General features: G+C 66.8%; 15 protein-coding genes and 1 pseudogene. 8 read left to right on the plus strand and 8 right to left on the minus strand.

Translation table 11 applies throughout. The annotated features are described in order from the left end of the window. On the minus strand, positions 1–1,239 hold a 1,239-nt coding region (locus OK17_RS00895; RefSeq protein ID WP_461416395.1), incomplete at its 3' end, for an ethanolamine ammonia-lyase subunit EutB. 358 nt (positions 1,240–1,597) lie between these two features. Between OK17_RS00895 and OK17_RS00900 the strand changes: the two genes are divergently transcribed. From OK17_RS00900 to OK17_RS00920, 5 genes are all read left to right on the plus strand, one after another. Beyond that, positions 1,598–2,389 carry an enoyl-CoA hydratase-related protein gene (locus tag OK17_RS00900; protein ID WP_461416396.1) on the plus strand — a complete coding sequence of 264 codons (792 nt, stop codon included), beginning with the start codon at positions 1,598–1,600 and terminating at the stop codon, positions 2,387–2,389. A 33-nt stretch (positions 2,390–2,422) separates the two neighbouring features. Continuing rightward, positions 2,423–3,172: an SDR family NAD(P)-dependent oxidoreductase gene (locus OK17_RS00905; RefSeq protein ID WP_461416397.1), complete on the plus strand. Its 750-nt coding sequence runs from the start codon at positions 2,423–2,425 to the stop codon at positions 3,170–3,172. A 45-nt stretch (positions 3,173–3,217) separates the two neighbouring features. After that, positions 3,218–4,894, plus strand: a complete 1,677-nt coding sequence (locus OK17_RS00910) for a class I adenylate-forming enzyme family protein (RefSeq protein ID WP_461416398.1) — start codon at positions 3,218–3,220, stop codon at positions 4,892–4,894. A gap of 21 nt (positions 4,895–4,915) precedes the next feature. Beyond that, positions 4,916–6,061 carry an acyl-CoA dehydrogenase family protein gene (locus OK17_RS00915; RefSeq protein WP_461416399.1) on the plus strand — a complete coding sequence of 382 codons (1,146 nt, stop codon included), beginning with the start codon at positions 4,916–4,918 and terminating at the stop codon, positions 6,059–6,061. A gap of 94 nt (positions 6,062–6,155) precedes the next feature. Further along, positions 6,156–6,830: a TetR/AcrR family transcriptional regulator gene (locus tag OK17_RS00920; RefSeq protein WP_461416400.1), complete on the plus strand. Its 675-nt coding sequence runs from the start codon at positions 6,156–6,158 to the stop codon at positions 6,828–6,830. Here OK17_RS00920 and OK17_RS00925 read toward each other — a convergent pair. Further along, on the minus strand, positions 6,804–7,424 hold the full coding sequence (locus OK17_RS00925) for a TetR/AcrR family transcriptional regulator (protein WP_461416401.1): 621 nt from the start codon (positions 7,422–7,424) through the stop codon (positions 6,804–6,806). The genes OK17_RS00920 and OK17_RS00925 overlap by 27 nt on opposite strands. A 76-nt stretch (positions 7,425–7,500) precedes the next feature. On the opposite strand from OK17_RS00925, the gene OK17_RS00930 reads away from it, so the two are divergent. Then, positions 7,501–8,385 (plus strand): alpha/beta fold hydrolase, encoded by an 885-nt coding sequence (locus tag OK17_RS00930; protein ID WP_461416402.1) that lies wholly within the window; start codon positions 7,501–7,503, stop codon positions 8,383–8,385. A 19-nt stretch (positions 8,386–8,404) separates the two neighbouring features. On the opposite strand, the pseudogene OK17_RS00935 reads toward OK17_RS00930, so the two are convergent. Further along, positions 8,405–8,616, minus strand: a pseudogene (locus OK17_RS00935) (dodecin). A 96-nt stretch (positions 8,617–8,712) separates the two neighbouring features. Here OK17_RS00935 and OK17_RS00940 point away from each other — a divergent pair. Continuing rightward, positions 8,713–9,120: a YchJ family protein gene (locus OK17_RS00940; RefSeq protein WP_461416403.1), complete on the plus strand. Its 408-nt coding sequence runs from the start codon at positions 8,713–8,715 to the stop codon at positions 9,118–9,120. 1 nt (position 9,121) lies between these two features. On the opposite strand, the gene OK17_RS00945 is transcribed toward OK17_RS00940, so the two are convergent. The 5 genes from OK17_RS00945 to OK17_RS00965 form a co-directional block, all read right to left on the minus strand. Then, positions 9,122–10,066 (minus strand): antibiotic biosynthesis monooxygenase, encoded by a 945-nt coding sequence (locus tag OK17_RS00945; protein ID WP_461416404.1) that lies wholly within the window; start codon positions 10,064–10,066, stop codon positions 9,122–9,124. Between the two features lie 7 nt (positions 10,067–10,073). Next, positions 10,074–11,471 (minus strand): amidohydrolase family protein, encoded by a 1,398-nt coding sequence (locus OK17_RS00950; RefSeq protein WP_461416405.1) that lies wholly within the window; start codon positions 11,469–11,471, stop codon positions 10,074–10,076. 259 nt (positions 11,472–11,730) lie between these two features. Next, on the minus strand, positions 11,731–12,363 hold the full coding sequence (locus tag OK17_RS00955) for a DUF2461 domain-containing protein (protein WP_232718109.1): 633 nt from the start codon (positions 12,361–12,363) through the stop codon (positions 11,731–11,733). Next, positions 12,360–13,472, minus strand: a complete 1,113-nt coding sequence (locus tag OK17_RS00960; protein WP_461416406.1) for a DUF6670 family protein — start codon at positions 13,470–13,472, stop codon at positions 12,360–12,362. Before OK17_RS00960 ends, OK17_RS00955 begins: the two co-directional genes overlap by 4 nt. Further along, a complete protein-coding gene (locus OK17_RS00965) occupies positions 13,472–14,014 on the minus strand; it encodes a CHAP domain-containing protein (protein WP_232718148.1) in 543 nt (180 codons plus the stop codon). The genes OK17_RS00960 and OK17_RS00965 overlap by 1 nt, the downstream gene beginning before the upstream one ends. Before the next feature lie 268 nt (positions 14,015–14,282). On the opposite strand from OK17_RS00965, the gene OK17_RS00970 reads away from it, so the two are divergent. After that, positions 14,283–15,785 (plus strand): phospholipase D-like domain-containing protein, encoded by a 1,503-nt coding sequence (locus tag OK17_RS00970; protein ID WP_461416407.1) that lies wholly within the window; start codon positions 14,283–14,285, stop codon positions 15,783–15,785. Positions 15,786–15,833: the final 48 nt, after the last annotated feature.

Consider the following 15,833-nt stretch of genomic DNA (forward strand, 5'->3'; position numbering starts at 1 on the left):
GTAGCCGAGCATGACGTCGTCGGCGCCGGGTACTGCGATGACGAAGGCTGCGCCCGCGACGCCGAGGAGCGTGAGCAGGGTGTCCATGTCGTCCTGGTCGGCCTCGGCATGGTTGGTGTAGCAGACGTCGACGCCCATCGGGAGGCCGAGGAGCTTGCCGCAGAAGTGATCCTCCAGTCCCGCGCGGATGATCTGCTTGCCGTCGTAGAGGTATTCGGGGCCGATGAACCCGACGACGGTGTTAATCAGCAGCGGGTCCAGGGCGCGTGCCACCGCGTACGCCCTCGTCTCGAGAGTCTGCTGGTCGACGGGTTTGCCGCCGGTGCCGAGGTGGGCGCCCGCCGACAACGCGGACCCCTGACCGGTCTCCAGATACATGACGTTGTCGCCGACCGTGCCGCGCCGCAGCGATCGGCCGGCCTCGTTGGCCTCCTGCAGGATCGACAGGTTCACCCCGAATCCCGTGTTGGCCCCTTCGGTTCCGGCAATGGACTGGAACACGAGGTCCACCGGGACGCCTTGACCGATCAGGTCGACGGTGGTGGTGACGTGCGAGAGGACGCACGATTGCATCGGGATCTCGAACCGCTGACGGATCTCGTCGAGCATGTGCAGGAGGTCGGCGGTCGCCTGTGGTGAGTCCGAGGCCGGATTGATCCCGATCACCGCGTCGCCGCAACCCATCAACAGGCCGTCGAGGGTGGCCGCGGCGATACCGCGTGGATCGTCGGTCGGGTGGTTGGGCTGAAGTCGGGTGGCGATCCGGCCGGGGAGTCCGATCGTGGTTCGGAAGGCCGAGGTCACCCGGATGGCCGAGGCAACCAGGATCAGGTCCTGGTTGCGCATGATCTTCGAGGTCGCGGCGGCCATCTCGGGAGTGACGGCCGGGGAGACGCGGGCGATGCGTTCGGCCGCGTCGGAGCGGGTGGAGATCTCGAGCAGCCAGTCGCGGAACCCGCCGACCGTCAGGTGTGAGATCTCGGCGAAGGCCGCGCGGTCGTGGGTGTCGACGATGAGGCGGGTCACCTCGTCCGATTCGTACGGGACGAGGAGATCGTCGAGGAACACCGACAGCGGGACATCCGCCAATTGCCATGCCGCAGCGGCACGTTCGGCATCGGACGTGGCGGCGCAACCGGCCAGCTCGTCGCCGGAGCGCCGCGGTGTGGCCTTTGCCATCAGTTCGACGAGGCCGTCGAACTCGTAGGTCGTCCCGGAGATGGTCTGGGTGAATCTCATGGTCCTCGAAGTCTAGGTTCGCCCGGCTCCCTGCGCATGACGAATAGCGGCTCGTCGAGTGACCTCCCGCGTGCGGGTTTCCTTCCCGCCGGACTGATTCCCTCCCGCGGGTCAGGCCTGACACGCGGGAAGGAAACCGGCCCGCGGGAAGGAAACCGGTCCGCGGGAAGGCGGGGCCTTCGGACCGGCACAGCGTCGACAGTGACCCTTGACACACTTCTAGTGATGAATGTACGTTCACTCATACCAACACAGAGGTTCATCTACGGACTTGTTCTGGCGTCCAGTCGCCGTTGACCACTGCAGATGCCCGCACAGACGTGCCTCGGGCGAATCCCCACCGCAAGGAGTGAGCAGGATGGATTACGAAGACATCGACTACACGGTCGAAGGTCCCACCGCGATCATCACGATGAACCGGCCGCACCGGTACAACGCCTTCCGGGCCAAGACGGTCGAGGAGATGATCAACGCCTTCCGGCGCGCCTGGGCCGACCACGGCGTGCAGGCGGTGATCCTGACCGGGGCCGGCGAGAAGGCGTTCTGCACCGGTGGCGACGTGAAGCAGCGTGCCGAGACCGGCGATTACGGTCCCAGCGAAAGCGGCATGTTCGAGATCGGCAACCTGCACAAGACGATCCGCGACATCCCGAAACCGGTCATCGCAGCGGTCAACGGCCTCGCCATCGGCGGTGGTCACGTACTGCACGTCCTGTGCGATCTCACCATCGCCGCCGACACCGCACGCTTCGGTCAGTCCGGGCCCAAGGTCGGCTCCTTCGACGCCGGGTTCGGCTCGGCCTTCCTCGCTCGTGTCGTGGGGGAGAAGCGGGCCCGCGAGATCTGGTACCTCTGCCGGCAGTACGACGCCGAGACCGCAGAACGGTGGGGCCTGGTCAACTGGGTCGTCCCGGCCGCGGACCTGCTCGACGAGGCGAAGAAGATCGCCGCCGAGATCGCCGAGAAGTCACCCACCACGCTGCGTTTCCTCAAGCAGAGCTTCAATGCCGACACCGACCACCAGGCTGGGCTGTCGAATCTCGCGATGAGCGCGCTCGACCTCTTCACCCACTCCCCGGAGGGGCTCGAGGGAGCGAATGCCTTCGCGGAGAAGCGCGCACCGCAGTTCAACCAGTATGTCGGTGCCTGATCACCGTCCACGCGACAGGACAGAGGAAAACTCATGAGTGACAGACACATCGCCGTCGTGACCGGTGCCGGGTCCGGCATCGGCAAGGCCATCGCGCTCGGCTTCGCGGCGCAGGGCACCACGGTGGTCGCGGCAGACCTCGACCTCGACGCCGCCAAGCGCACCGCAGAAGAGGCCGGTTCCATCGTCCCGATGGCCGTCGACGTCGCCGACCGGGCGAAGGTCGACGAACTCCGGGACGCTGTGAACGCCGAGGTCGGCGTCCCCGACATCCTGGTCAACGCCGCCGGCTGGGACCGTACGGACCAGTTCCTGAACGCCACAACAGAATTCGCGGAGAAGGTGGTGGCGATCAACTACCTCGGTCCCGTGCACATGGCCAGCGCATTCCTGCCCGGCATGGTGGAGGCGTCGAAGGCCGACGGCTGGCAGGGTGGCCGCGTCATCAACCTCGCCTCCGACGCCGGCCGCGTCGGATCGGCGGGCGAGACCATCTACGCAGGCGCCAAGGGCGGCGTCATCGCCCTCTCGAAGTCGCTCGCGCGGGAGATGGCCCGGTATCAGATCACCGTCAACGCGGTCTGCCCCGGACCCACCGACACCCCGCTGTTCCAGGCTCAACCGGAGAAGCTGAAAGAGGCTCTGGTGAAGGCGATCCCGTTCCGACGGCTCGCACGACCCGACGAGGTCGCCGCACCCGTCCTGTTCTTCGCCTCCTCCGCGGCGTCGTTCATCACCGGCCAGGTGGTCAGCGTCAGCGGCGGTCTCACCATGGCCGGCTGACCGGCCCATCACCGGAGGACCGAGATGACAACTGAGGGAATCGACATGACCCCTGACACGAGTTACGTCTACGACGCACACGCGTACCGCAGTTTCTTCGAGCACGAGTTCACCTACCTGAACGGATTCCGTCGCAACGTCGGACGATACGCCGGCCAGATCGCGATGATCGACCCGCTCACCGACCGGCAGTGGACCTACGCCGAACTCGGTTCTGCGGTGGACGAACTCGCGGCCGGTCTCGCCGACCGCGGGGTGACCGACGGCGACGTGGTGGGTTATCAGCTGCTGAACGGTCCGGAGTTCGCCCAGCTCTACCTGGCGACGCAGGCGGCCGGAGCGGTCGGATCGCCGGTGAACTTCCGGCTCGCGGCGGGCGAGACGGCCGTCATCCTCGACATCAGCCGACCGAAGGTCTACGTCTACGACGCCTCCATCGGTGCGATGGTCGCCGAGGCCATTACACGGGCCGATCACACACCGGAACTGCTCGTCGGGGTCGGGGAGGGAGAACTCGTCCCAGGCTCCATCCGCTTCGACGACCTACCCGTCGCCGGTGGCGCGGCGCCGACGGTTACGCGTGGCGTCTTCGACGAGACCACCCGGCTGTACACCTCGGGGACAACGGGCATGCCCAAGGCGGTGCCGATGAACTCGGCCATCGAGATCTTCTCGGCGCACGACGTGATCATGCACTTCCCGCTGTCGCCGGACGACCGGACGCTGAACATGACCCCGTGGTTCCACCGTGGCGGCCTCTACTGCGCCGGGCCCAATCCGTCGTTCTACCTGGGCTCCTCGGTCGTTCCGATGCGCACCTTCGACCCGGAGCTCACCCTCGACTGGGTGGAGAAGTACCGCCTGACGTTCCTCATCGGTGCACCGACCAACCTGGCGATGCTCGCCACCGCGCAGTCGGCGAACCCGCGTGATCTCTCCAGTCTGCGCGGCATCGTCACGATGGGCGCACCGCTCGAACGAGAGGCCGCGCTGCGCTACCAGGAGGTGCTCACCCCGCGGATCTTCAACGGCTACGGCAGCACCGAGGGTTTCTGGAACACCTTCCTGCGTCCCGACGACCTGCCCGACCACGCCGGAACCGCCGGACGTGCCTGCATCGACGACGACGTCCGCGTGGTTCGCGTCCACGACGACGGTCACCTGGCGAGCCCGGACGAGGTCGTCGCCCGTGATGGTGAAGAAGTCGGCGAGGTCATCATCCGATCACCCAAATGCGCAGCCGCCTACTACGACTCCCCGCAGCAGGAGAAGGCGAAGTACAACGGCAGCTGGCTGTACATCGGCGACCTGGCCACCTGGGATGCGGGCGAGTTCGTCACCATCGTCGGACGCAAGGACGACATGCTCCTGTCCGGTGGCGAGAATGTCCACCCGGTCCAGGTCGAGGAGGCGCTGAACGGTCACCCGGGCGTGGCGGATTCACTCGTGGTGGGTGTCCCGGACGAGCAGTGGGGAAGCCTCGTGGTGGCCTACATCGTGCCCGCCGACGGGGATGCGCCGACGCCCGAGGATCTCGACGCGTACTGCCGCACACACCCGATGCTGTCGAGCTTCAAACGCCCGCGCGCCTATCGCATCGTCGACTCTCTGCCGGTGTCGGCGACCGGGAAAAAGCTGCACTACAAAGCCACCGAATCCGCGGCGCGAGAGATGGCCGACGGCGTGTTTGCCGCGCCGGCCACCGACCGCGTCCACGGCTGACACATCCGAACGGGAGACTTGATGTCCTCACTCACCCACGACCTCGAACACAAACACTTCCGTGAGACGGTCAGACATTATGTCGCCGAACAGATCACCCCCGCGCACGCCGACTGGGAGAGCGCCGGCCAGTGGGACCGCGGACTGTTCGTCGAAGCAGGCAAGAACGGCCTCCTCGGCTTCCCCGTACCCGGACAGTTCGGTGGTCCCGGCGTCGACGACTTCCGGTACAACGCGATCCTGATCGACGAGGTGGCACGCACCGGCGCCGCCGCCGAGGCCATCGCCTTCTCCCTGCAGAACGACGTCGTCCTGCCGTACCTCACGGAGCTGACCACCGACGAGCAGAAGGCGCGCTGGCTGCCGGGTGTGGTCAGCGGTGACACCGTGCTGGGCATCGCGATGACCGAACCCGGGGCGGGGAGCGACCTCACCGGTATCCGCACCTCCGCGGTCCGCGACGGCGACCACTACGTCGTCAACGGTGCCAAGACCTTCATCTCCAACGGACGCAACGGCGACCTCTTCGTCGTCGCGACCCGGACCGGCCCCGAGAAGCACAAGGGGCTCACGCTTTTCGTCGTCGAGGCGGACACTCCCGGATTCGTGCGGGGTCGCAAACTCGACAAGATCGGTCTGCACGCGCAGGACACCAGCGAACTGTCCTTCGAGGACATGCGTGTTCCCGCGGCCAACCGGCTGGGTGAGGAGGGCGAGGGTTTCTACCAGCTCGTCCGCAACCTCCCGCAGGAACGGCTGTCGCTGGCCATCGGTGCCGTCGCGGCCGCCGAGGGCACATTCGCGCGCACTCTGGAGTACGTGCGGGAGCGCACCGCCTTCGGATCGACGATCTCGTCGTTCCAGAACACCCAGTTCGTCGCCGCCGAACTCGCGACCGAACTCGACATCGCCCGTACCTTTCTCGACGACTGCATCGCCGAACACGTGGCCGGCGAGCTGACGCCGGCACGGGCGGCGAAACTCAAGTGGTGGGCCACCGAGCTGCAGGTACGCACCGCCGACCGGTGCCTGCAACTGCACGGCGGCTACGGCTACATGCGGGAGTACCCGGTGGCGCGCGCGTTCGTCGACGCCCGCATCCAGACCATCTACGGCGGGACCACCGAGATCATGAAGACGATCGTCGCCAAGGATCTCGGTCTCTAGGGCTTGTACAGTGTGTGAACGCTGATTCATCACCGCCGGGTGCCACCCCGGTGGATCGACTCGGCGCACGAGCGGATCAGAAGGAAGTACTGCGATGGCGAAACCTGCCACGGCGAGGTCGTCGGCCGACCTGGCCGTCGAGGAGGCGGTGCGCGCGGTGCGTGTCTCCACGCGCCGCCGTCAGTTGCTCGACGCCGCGGTGAAGGTCATGGAGCGCACCGGCTTCCATCAGATGTCGATGCAGGCGCTCGCCGAGGAGGCGCAGGTCAGCGTCGGCCTGTTCTACAAGTACTTCGGCGGCAAGGAAGAAATCCTGCTCGCCGCGATCGTCGACATCCTCGAGGCCTTCCGGGATCAGCTCCAACCCGCCATGGACCGTGCCGGCGACGACCCCGTCGAACAGTTGATCGCGGGATTCCGCCAGTACGCGACCATCGTCGACGAGAACCGCGACGCCGTCGTGCTCACCTATCGGGAGAGCCGCACGCTCGACGCCGCGGGGCGTGAGCGGATCAAGGAACTCGAGGTCGAGACCTCCGCACCGATGCGGGCCGCGGTCACCGCCGGCATCGAGGCGGGGCTCATCCTCGATGTCGACGCCGACCTCGTGGTCTTCGACCTGATGATGCTGGCGCACGGATGGGCGCTCAAACACTGGCATTTCGCGCCGGGATACGACCTCGACCGGTACGTCTCGGCCCAGCTCCGCTTCGCGTTGCAGTCCCTCGTCGTCGAGCACGCCCTACCGACGTACCTCGCCCGCCTCTGAGATCGCCTCCGCCCGAGCCGGTGTGGCGAGCGCTCGCGCGTAGCAGCCCATCGCCCGTCCCGCCGCGAGGATCGCGTCGGTGGAGCGCTGGGTGCGGGCGACGATGAACGCTCCCTCGAGCGCCGACACCGCCGCGGTCATCAGTGAGCGGGCGTCCGCCTCGAGGAGTCCGCGCGCCGTGAACAGGGCCGCGCCGGTGTCGATCCACGACGACATGACCTCGGCGGCGATCTCTCGGAGGTCCGGCTCGGCGTCGGCGATCTCGCCGGCGACGGTCCCGACGGGACACATGTTCAGCCACCCGCCCTGTTCGATGGTCTCCGCGGCGGCGACGAACGCCGCCTCGATCCCGTCGGCGGGTTCGTCGTAGGGAGCCAGGAGCATGCCGACCAACTCGCCGTAGGCCGCGCCGGACTGCCGGAGTGCGGCGGCCGCGACGTCCCGCTTGCCGCCTTTGAAGTGGTGATAGATCGATCCGATCGGGGCATCGGACGTCTCGACGACCTGCTTGATCCCGGTCGCGGCGTATCCCTGTCGGCGCAGGAGCTCGGTCATCGCCACCACGATGCGCTCATCGGTCTTCACCCTGGCCATTCTAGAACAATGATTCTAGAATGATCATTCTAGAGGCCCGGTCGGCCTCGTCCGTCCGAAATGAGGAGCGTGCACCATGTCCGAGCTCAACCAGAAGACGAGCGCCGCCTCAGGTGTTCTCAAGCGGGTCGAAACACCGGCCGGCACGGTCGAGTACGCGGAGGACGGGGAGGGGCCGCCGGTCGTGTTCCTGCACGGCCTACTCATGGACCACGGCGTGTGGGGCGGTGTGATCCCGTTGCTGCCGAGTGGGTTTCGCTATATCCGCCCGATCCTTCCCCTCGGGTCGCACCGTATCCCCCTCAGCGATGACGCGGACCTGTCGATGGACGGGATGGTCGGGCTGGTCGCGGACATCCTCGACGCCCTCGACCTGCGCGACGTGACCCTCGTTCATTCCGACTGGGGCGGTTCGCTGTTCCTCACCGCGCTCGGGCGGGACGAGCGCGTCGCGAGGATGGTGGTCCTCCCGTGCGAGGCCTTCGAGAACTTCCCGCCGGGATTGCCCGGCAAGATGGCTACCCTGGCGGTGCGCCTGCCCGGGGGCATCACCCTGGCGGCACGCCAGCTGCGGGTCGGGTGGCTCCGGCGATTGCCGATCCTGTGGGGATGGATGGTCAGCAAGCCCGTCGACGACGAACGAATTCGCCGTTGGACGGACCCGGTCCTGCGTGACCCGCGTATCCGGCGCGACGTCACCAAGTACGCGACGACGTCCTTCGATCCCGCCGAGCTGGTTCGGAAAACCGAGGCATTGCGGGGGTTCGGCGGCGAGGTGCTCGTGCTGTGGTCGCCCGACAACCGGGTGATGCCACCTGCGCACGGGCCACGTCTCGCCGAACTCGCGCCGCGGGGCCGCTATGCCGAGATCTCAGGCGCGGCGGTGCTGTCCATGCTCGACGAGCCGCAGGCCGTCGCGCGCGAGATCGGCGCGTTCCTCACCGCCGCCCACCGCGGCTAGTACGACTTCGGCCTCGGCGTCAGGCGCCTTCGATCTTGAAACCGACTTTCAGGTGACCTGGAAGTGCGCGATCTGGCCGTCCTCGATGTGACCTCGGGTCTCGGTCACCTCGAACCAGTCCAGATGGTTGACCGTCTGCGATGCACGGGCGATGGCGTTCCGGATCGCGTCGTCGGTGCCGGTCGCGGCCGAACCGACCACTTCGATGACCCGATAGACATTGTCGGACAAGGGTTCTCCCTCCGTTGGGGCCGGCCCGGGCACCTCATGGACAACCGGACCGCCTCTTGGGTGATCTCGTTTCTGTCTACCCCTAAGATGCGGGGAATGAACACCGAATCGGCAAACCGTGATCCCGGCGCGCGGTGCCCGTGTCTGTCCGGCTTCCCCTTCGGCGAATGCTGTGGACCGGTGCTCGCCGGTGAGCGCGCCGCGCCGATCGCCGAGGCGCTGATGCGCTCGCGCTTCACCGCTTTCGCCCTCGGTGATCGCAACCATCTATTGGTCAGTTGGCATCCCGACACCCGCCCGGACGACCTCGAACTCGACGACGCGATGCGCTGGTACCGCCTGGACGTCGAGTCGACGGACGGCGGATCGCCGTTCGACACCGAGGGGGAGGTCACCTTCACCGCGTACTACAAGTCCGGCTCCGAGCGTGGGGCACTCCACGAACGCAGCCGTTTCACGCGGTACGACGGGCGGTGGGTCTATCTCGACGGAGTGCTCGGCTGAGTCAGCCGTCCACGTAATCCCAGAACTGGAGCCAGGTGACGTTGGCGAAGATCGCCAGGCACACGATGTAGAGCAGCAGAATCGTCACGGCCCCGGCCAGATTGCTGCGCAGGCCGTTGCCGTCCACCGGATCCAGCCAGCGGCGGAACGGTTTCGCCGCCCACGGCATGAGCCACCACTGCATCAGCCCGATGCTCACGACCTGACTCAGCCACAGTGCCAGCCATGGTTGCGCCCCGGCACGGTCGAGGACCGGGCCGAGGAACCGGGACAGGATCATCACCGTGGGGTACAGCACCAGCAGGACCATCATCGCCGACTTCCAGTTCGGCGTCTGACGGAAGCGGCCGTTGTCGGTGCGCACGGTGGTTCCGAAGGCCGTGGTGGCCGACACCGTCTCGAAGTCGTGCGTGAGGCTCGATCGCAATATGTCGAGCGCATCGCCGCGTTCCCGGGATGACACCCAGGCCGACAGCTGCCGGTCGGTGCGGAAGCGCAACACCGACAACGCGGACCCCGCGGCGTCGTCGATGAACAGGGCGGTTCCTTCGTATCCGCTGAACTCCGATGCGGCGCCGGTCAGTTCACGCTGCGCGCGGAGGAACTCGTCGGCCTTGCCCGGGAGGATCTCGTGACGGAAGGCGCCGACTCCGGGCGGGGGAGCCTCGCCGTCGACGAGTTCGAGCGTCGGGGCCGACGGAAGCCAGCCCAGATCGTGTCCCCCGCGCAGTATCTCCGCCCGCCGGGTGCTGTCGATCCAGCGGTCGCAGGCCTCGGGGTCGACGAACGTCGCCGCCACCGCCGGTTCGAAATCGCCGTCGGTCACCGTCGAGATGTCGGTACCGAGGCAACCCTCGGTGTCGGCCGCCGACTCTGCGAGTGATGCCGCCCAGTCGGCGAATCCCGCCTGTGAGGCGGGATGGAAGACCGACAGGGTGACGACCATTGCTCTGCTACAGGACCACTTGTCGGCCCTGGACGTAGACCTCGGCGATCGACGATTCGCGAATTCCCATGAGCAGTCCGAAGAGGGTCTGATCGCGGGCCAGTGCCGGGTCGTCGGAGCGGACAGCGTTGTCCAGCATGGCTTTCAGTCCGTCGACCGGCTCGATGACGAGGAAGTCTGCCTCCTTGCCCTCGTCGAAGTTCCCGAAGCGGTCCTCCATGTCGAGTGCGCGGGCCCCGCCGAGGGTCCCGATGAACAGCATCTCCGCCGGGTGCATCGACACCCCGGCCTCGCCGGGTTCGGTGATGTGCTGTTTGAACGCGTCGCCGAGGACACGTGGGATCAGCCACTCGTCGCCACCGCCGAAATCGGTGCCCGCGGAGATGTTGACCCCGGAGGCGACCGTGCGCTTCCACGGCATCGTCCCGGACCCGAGGAACAGCTGCGACACCGGACAGTGGGAGATCGAGGTCCCGGTCTCGGCCATACGTGCCAGTTCGGAATCCTGGCAGTGCACGCTGTGGGCGAGGATCGTGCGCGGCCCGAGCAGGCTCTTGCCGCCGACCTGCGACCCGGGAAGGAACTTGCCGTCGTAGGTGTCGAGATACGTGTCGACTCGATAGACGTCCTTGGTCGAGTCGATCTCGCCGGTACCCGGTCGGTTGTTCTCGTTGAGGTGAGTGTGCACGTAGACACCGCGGTCGCGGTATTCGTCGTAAAGTTCGCCGAGGTTCCGCAGGGTTTCGGTCGTCACCGACAACGAGAACCTCGGCACGATCGCGACGTGCAGGAGCGCCGTTCGGTGGTCGCCGGTGTCGGCGGCGTGCCACTTCTCGATCTCGTCCCTCGTCAGGCGGATCGCGTCCTCCTCCGACGTGAGGAGTGGCTTCGCGGTGTCGCCGCCTACGGTCTGGATTCCGCGCCCGGAGACAAGGCGCAGGCCCGCCTTGCGGGTCTCTTCGAACAGCGCGTCCTGCGCATGGGGAAACGCCGACCCGAACGCCATCATCGCGGTCGTCCCGGCCGCGACCCGTCGCTTGGTGAACTCGACTGCCGCGGCTCGCGCGAACTCGGGATCGACGAACTTCGATTCGGACGGGAAGATGCAGAGATTCAGCCACTCCAGAAGCTGTCCGCCACCGTAGGAGTCACCCGCATAGGTCTGCGGGAAGTGGATGTGCGTGTCGACGAACCCGGGGATCAGATAACCGCCGGGGTGCTCGTGCCGCTGGGCGGACGCGAACTCTGCTGGTAGGCGGGACCTCTCACCGCAGTACTTGACCATGCCGTCGGCCGCGACCACCAGCGCCCCGTCGGGGATCTCGACGAGCGCGTCCGACGCTTCGGTGATCAACGGGCTGCCGGCCAGATGGAAGATGTGACCGTGGTGAACATGATCGGTCATCTACAGGCTCCTCCGCTCGCAGGCGGACATCACGTAAACGGGCATCACCGAGCAAGAGTCGCACGCCCGAGGTGCTTACGCAGATCGGCATGACGGTGGCGCAGCGGACAGCGTCATCGTTTCAGGCTCGCAGCCAGTATGAACACGTCGACCCGAGCGGGAAGGGCGAGATCGCGAACCGCTACCGATTCGTGTCCCTCGGGCCTCGCAGCCGATACGCCGTGGCGTGACCCGAAAGTCGTTCAGAAAGCTCGGTGTTTCAGGTGGCGGCGTGGCGGACGATCCAGTCGACGAGCGTATTGGTCTCGCGCCAGTCCTTGCGGACACGGTCGACGAGCGCCGACGTGTGGATGACCTCGTCGAAGCCGTAGTCGCGGCCGGCGAAGAGCGACTTGTGGCGCAGCAGTTCGATGCGCGGATGATCGATGTCGTAGCCGCGGGGAGCGGTCTTCAGACGGTCGCCGCCGATCTCCCATCCGGCTTTGGCGAGTTTGCCGACGATCCGCTCGAGCTCGGCGCCGTGGCGGTCGTGGTCGATGGCCTTCCGCACTTCGGCGAGGCGCGCCGGCGCAGCCTCGTAGAAACCCGCGCCGACCCGGACACCGGGTGCGCCGATCTGGATGTAGTACCCGGTGGCCGGTGCCACCGCGACGAATGCACCCTGGTGCGTCTTGTACGGAGACTTGTCCTTGGAGAAGCGCACATCGCGGTACGGGCGGAACAGCTTGGCGGTGCCGAACTCGTCGGCGAGTTCTTCGGCAAGGGCCGTCATCGGTTCCGCGACCGCGGTGCGATAGATCTCTTTGTGCTGCTCCCAGAAGAACTTCGAGTTGTCGATCTCGAGATCGTCGTAGAAGTCGAGAGCGGCTTCGGGGAATCCGTCGAAGCTCATGGCATTCCTGTCGTCGCTGTGCCGGCTCCGTTCCGGCGGCGGTGGGGTCGTTCGTCGATGTGCTCGGAGTATCCCCGCGTGGTGAACTCCTCGCCGTCGACCCGCACCCGTGCCTCGTAACCGGAGATGTAACCCCGTCCGATCGCGAATCGCGGTGGAGAGTCGTAGGTTCCGACGACCGAGACGCCGTTGCAACCGAACTCGAAGACGCGGGGGAGGAGTCGCTCGTTCCCGTGTGAGTCGACGGTGGGGGTCTCGTCCGTCTCAAGGATGCGGTGGTAACCCTCATGGACCTTGCGATCGACTGTGCCGTCGAGTGATCGACGGATGACGTTGGTCTCGACGATACTTCCGGAGACCCCCAGCTGGGTGAACAGGATCTGGCGTTCACCGGGTAGGTCGACGACGTGATAACTGAACCACTCCAGCGGGATCTGGCGGATCGTGGCCCGGCGGAGTACGACGTAGGGACTGATGGATCGCGCGTACTCGAGGTTTCCCACTCCCGAGATCTCGGTCGTCGCACCGCGGTGCGTCACCTGACCCCGGTAGCGTCCCATGTGGCCGATGTGCTGCCAGACAGGCGATTTGACGAACCAGGTGGGGTTGGGCCGACACGTCATCGTCAGCTCTGCGTCGAGGTCGCCCGCATGGATACGGATGTCGAACTCCGGATGCGTCCCGGTGATCGACGCCAGGGTGCCGAACTCCGCGCGGTCCGGGGCGAACCGCCCGTCGCGTCGGGTGGAGAGCACCTCACGCGCGTAGGCGCTGTCGGCGCCGCTCGACGCGGAGGCGACGATGATGTCCTGCGGGTCGTCGGGGGTGGCCTCCTGCGGGAAGTCGAAGGCGCGGAGGCCCGTCATGCCGGCCATCACCATCAGGCTCAGGTATCGGTCTGGGCCGGGCAAGGACGGCAACATGAGGCCGTAGTGGCTCCACCCGAAGCGGCCCGGCAGCTCGGTGTGCGGTAGGAGATCGAGCGATCCGTCGAACGGTGTCTGTGACGCGCGGTGCGCGGCGTCGGTGAAGTGCCGGGCCACCGCCAGCGCGGGCCGCACAGCGGCCGGAGGGCGCGAGCGGTACACATGCCGACTGTCGGTGTTCATCACCGGCCGTCCTGTCCCGGGTCGAGGCGTCCGAACCCGACGACGCCGCCGTCGGACCGCCAGTCCAGTTCGTGTACCCGGATCTTGCGCATCTCGTTGCCCCCGACCGTCGTGGCCTCGTCGCCGTCGACCCCGACCACGATGTTGGTGTGCTGGCCCAGGGCCGACGACCGGTCGTAGAGGACAACGTCGCCCACGCGGGGCGTGTAGTCACCGACCGGTTCGAAACGGCGGTTGTCCTCGAAATACTCCTGCAGGGTGAACACTCCCGGAATCCGCCAGTGCCCCGAGTGGGGGTTGGCGAACGGTGTCCCGGCCTCGCGCATGATCCAGCTGACGAAGTTCGCGCACCACGGTTCGTCGACGCCTTCGGAGTAGAACGGCCCCGGACGCTGCGCGGCGTGCTCGGCGCGGAGCAACTCGACGATCCGGTTCTGCGTCGGCGTCAGTTGGGTGGCGTCGACCTGGGGAAACTCCGCGGTGTCCCACGGCAGCCACCGCTCGGGGACGGTGCGCCAGGCGATCACACCGGCACCCAGCATCAGGACCACGACGACCGCGGCGGCGACGACGTATGACCGGCCGCGTCGACGGGGCGGGCGTTCGTCGAGGTCCCTCCGTTCTCCGAGGTTCCCCTGTTTCTCAAGGTCCCTCTGTTCCCCGAGGTCACTGGCCGAGTCGGATCTCACCTCGACGAGTGTAAGGAATGCCACGCGGTGCGGTGCCGCGCTGCGCCGGGGGTGTTGGCAGAATGACGGGCTGGCGGGGGCTGCGAATCACGACCGTGAGAAGAACGGGGCGGAACACGACATGACGGACGAACCGGGGCACGACCCGATACTGCGTGCGGGGGACACCTGTCGGGAGATCGCCACCGCCGACCGCGTCGCCTGCATCGTCGATGCGGCGGACTACTTTCTGCACGCCAAGTCGGCGCTCCTGCAGGCGCGACGCCGCGTCATCCTGATCGGCTGGGATGTCGACACGAGGATCAGTCTGGACCCGCGGTCGCCGGAGGGAGACGTTCCCGACCGACTCGGTGAGTTCCTCAAATGGCTCGGCGCGAACCGGCCGGGCCTCGAGATCTATGTGCTGCGCTGGAGCACGGGTGCCTTCACCGGGATGCTGCGCGGTGTCGCGCCGCCGTTCGTCCAGGATCTGTTGACGGGGCGTCGACTGCATTTTCGGATCGATGCCGCACATCCGGTGTCGGCCGCGCATCACCAGAAGATCGCCGTCATCGACGATCAGTTCGCGTTCTGCGGCGGCATCGACATGACCGTCGACCGCTGGGATACTTCGGAGCACCTCTCGCACAACGACTTCCGTCGTGATCCCGACGGTGAATCACATGGTCCCTGGCATGACGTGACGGTCGCGCTCGACGGGGATGCGGCACGTGTCGTCGCGGGTGTCGCCGTCGACCGGTGGGAAGCGGCGACTGGTGAACGTCTGGCGCCCCTCGTCGACACCGACGGTCCCGACATCTGGCCCGAGGACCTCGGGGTCACGTTCACCGAGTGCGAGGTCGGGGTCGCCCGAACCATCCCGCACTACAACGATCGCGAGGAAGTCGACGAGATCCGTCGGCTCTACAAGGCGGCCTTCGCGGCTGCCCGGCGCACGATCTACATCGAGAGCCAGTACCTCGCCGCCCGCGAGATCGCAGATGCACTGGCCGAACGGCTCGCCGAACCCGACGGTCCGGAGATCGTCGTCGTTCTCCCGCGGCATGCCGACAGCCCGGTCGAACGGCTGGCCATGGACGGCGCACGGCACAAACTGCTCCGGATGCTGTGGCGTGCCGACGTCCACGACCGGTTCCGCGCCTACTATCCGGTGACTGCCGAGGACGACGAGATCTACGTGCACGCGAAGGTGCTCGTCATCGACGACATCCTGCTGCGCATCGGTTCGTCCAATCTCAACAACCGTTCGCTGGGTTTCGACAGTGAATGCGACGTGGCGATCGAGGCCCGCCGCGACGCCCCAGACGATGCGCGCATCCGCGACAACATCACGTCGATGCGGACCCGGCTGCTGTCGGAACACCTCGGCGTCGATGCCCAGGTCTTCGACGATGCTGTGCGAGAGACGGATTCGCTGGTCGGCGCGATCGAGGCGCTGGCCACCCCGGGCCGTACACTCGAACTATTCGACCGTGAGGTCATCGATGACGAGGCCTCGATCATCGCTGAGAACGAGCTCGTCGACCCGGAGGACGCGAGCACCCCGCTGGTCGAACGGGTCTACCGCAGTGTGCTCCGGCGGGGATCCGGAAAACGTCTGGCGCGCTTGACTTCCACGCGCTGAAATCCGCCCCTGAGACGAGCCACCACCGCTCCCTGAGGTGTGAGGAGC

It is taken from the genome of Gordonia sp. GN26, assembly GCF_054823965.1.

Excerpts from the sequence above, each read along its gene's own strand:
- OK17_RS00950 (WP_461416405.1), bottom strand. The coding sequence starts at position 11,471 with ATGACCGATCATGTTCACCACGGTCACATCTTCCATCTGGCCGGCAGC.
- OK17_RS00905 (WP_461416397.1), top strand. The coding sequence starts at position 2,423 with ATGAGTGACAGACACATCGCCGTCGTGACCGGTGCCGGGTCCGGCATC.
- OK17_RS00945 (WP_461416404.1), bottom strand. The coding sequence starts at position 10,066 with ATGGTCGTCACCCTGTCGGTCTTCCATCCCGCCTCACAGGCGGGATTC.
- OK17_RS00910 (WP_461416398.1), top strand. The coding sequence starts at position 3,218 with ATGACCCCTGACACGAGTTACGTCTACGACGCACACGCGTACCGCAGT.
- OK17_RS00965 (WP_232718148.1), bottom strand. The coding sequence starts at position 14,014 with ATGCTGGGTGCCGGTGTGATCGCCTGGCGCACCGTCCCCGAGCGGTGG.
- OK17_RS00930 (WP_461416402.1), top strand. The coding sequence starts at position 7,501 with ATGTCCGAGCTCAACCAGAAGACGAGCGCCGCCTCAGGTGTTCTCAAG.
- OK17_RS00955 (WP_232718109.1), bottom strand. The coding sequence starts at position 12,363 with ATGAGCTTCGACGGATTCCCCGAAGCCGCTCTCGACTTCTACGACGAT.
- OK17_RS00925 (WP_461416401.1), bottom strand. The coding sequence starts at position 7,424 with ATGGCCAGGGTGAAGACCGATGAGCGCATCGTGGTGGCGATGACCGAG.
- OK17_RS00960 (WP_461416406.1), bottom strand. The coding sequence starts at position 13,472 with ATGAACACCGACAGTCGGCATGTGTACCGCTCGCGCCCTCCGGCCGCT.
- OK17_RS00920 (WP_461416400.1), top strand. The coding sequence starts at position 6,156 with ATGGCGAAACCTGCCACGGCGAGGTCGTCGGCCGACCTGGCCGTCGAG.
- OK17_RS00970 (WP_461416407.1), top strand. The coding sequence starts at position 14,283 with ATGACGGACGAACCGGGGCACGACCCGATACTGCGTGCGGGGGACACC.
- OK17_RS00900 (WP_461416396.1), top strand. The coding sequence starts at position 1,598 with ATGGATTACGAAGACATCGACTACACGGTCGAAGGTCCCACCGCGATC.
- OK17_RS00940 (WP_461416403.1), top strand. The coding sequence starts at position 8,713 with ATGAACACCGAATCGGCAAACCGTGATCCCGGCGCGCGGTGCCCGTGT.
- OK17_RS00915 (WP_461416399.1), top strand. The coding sequence starts at position 4,916 with ATGTCCTCACTCACCCACGACCTCGAACACAAACACTTCCGTGAGACG.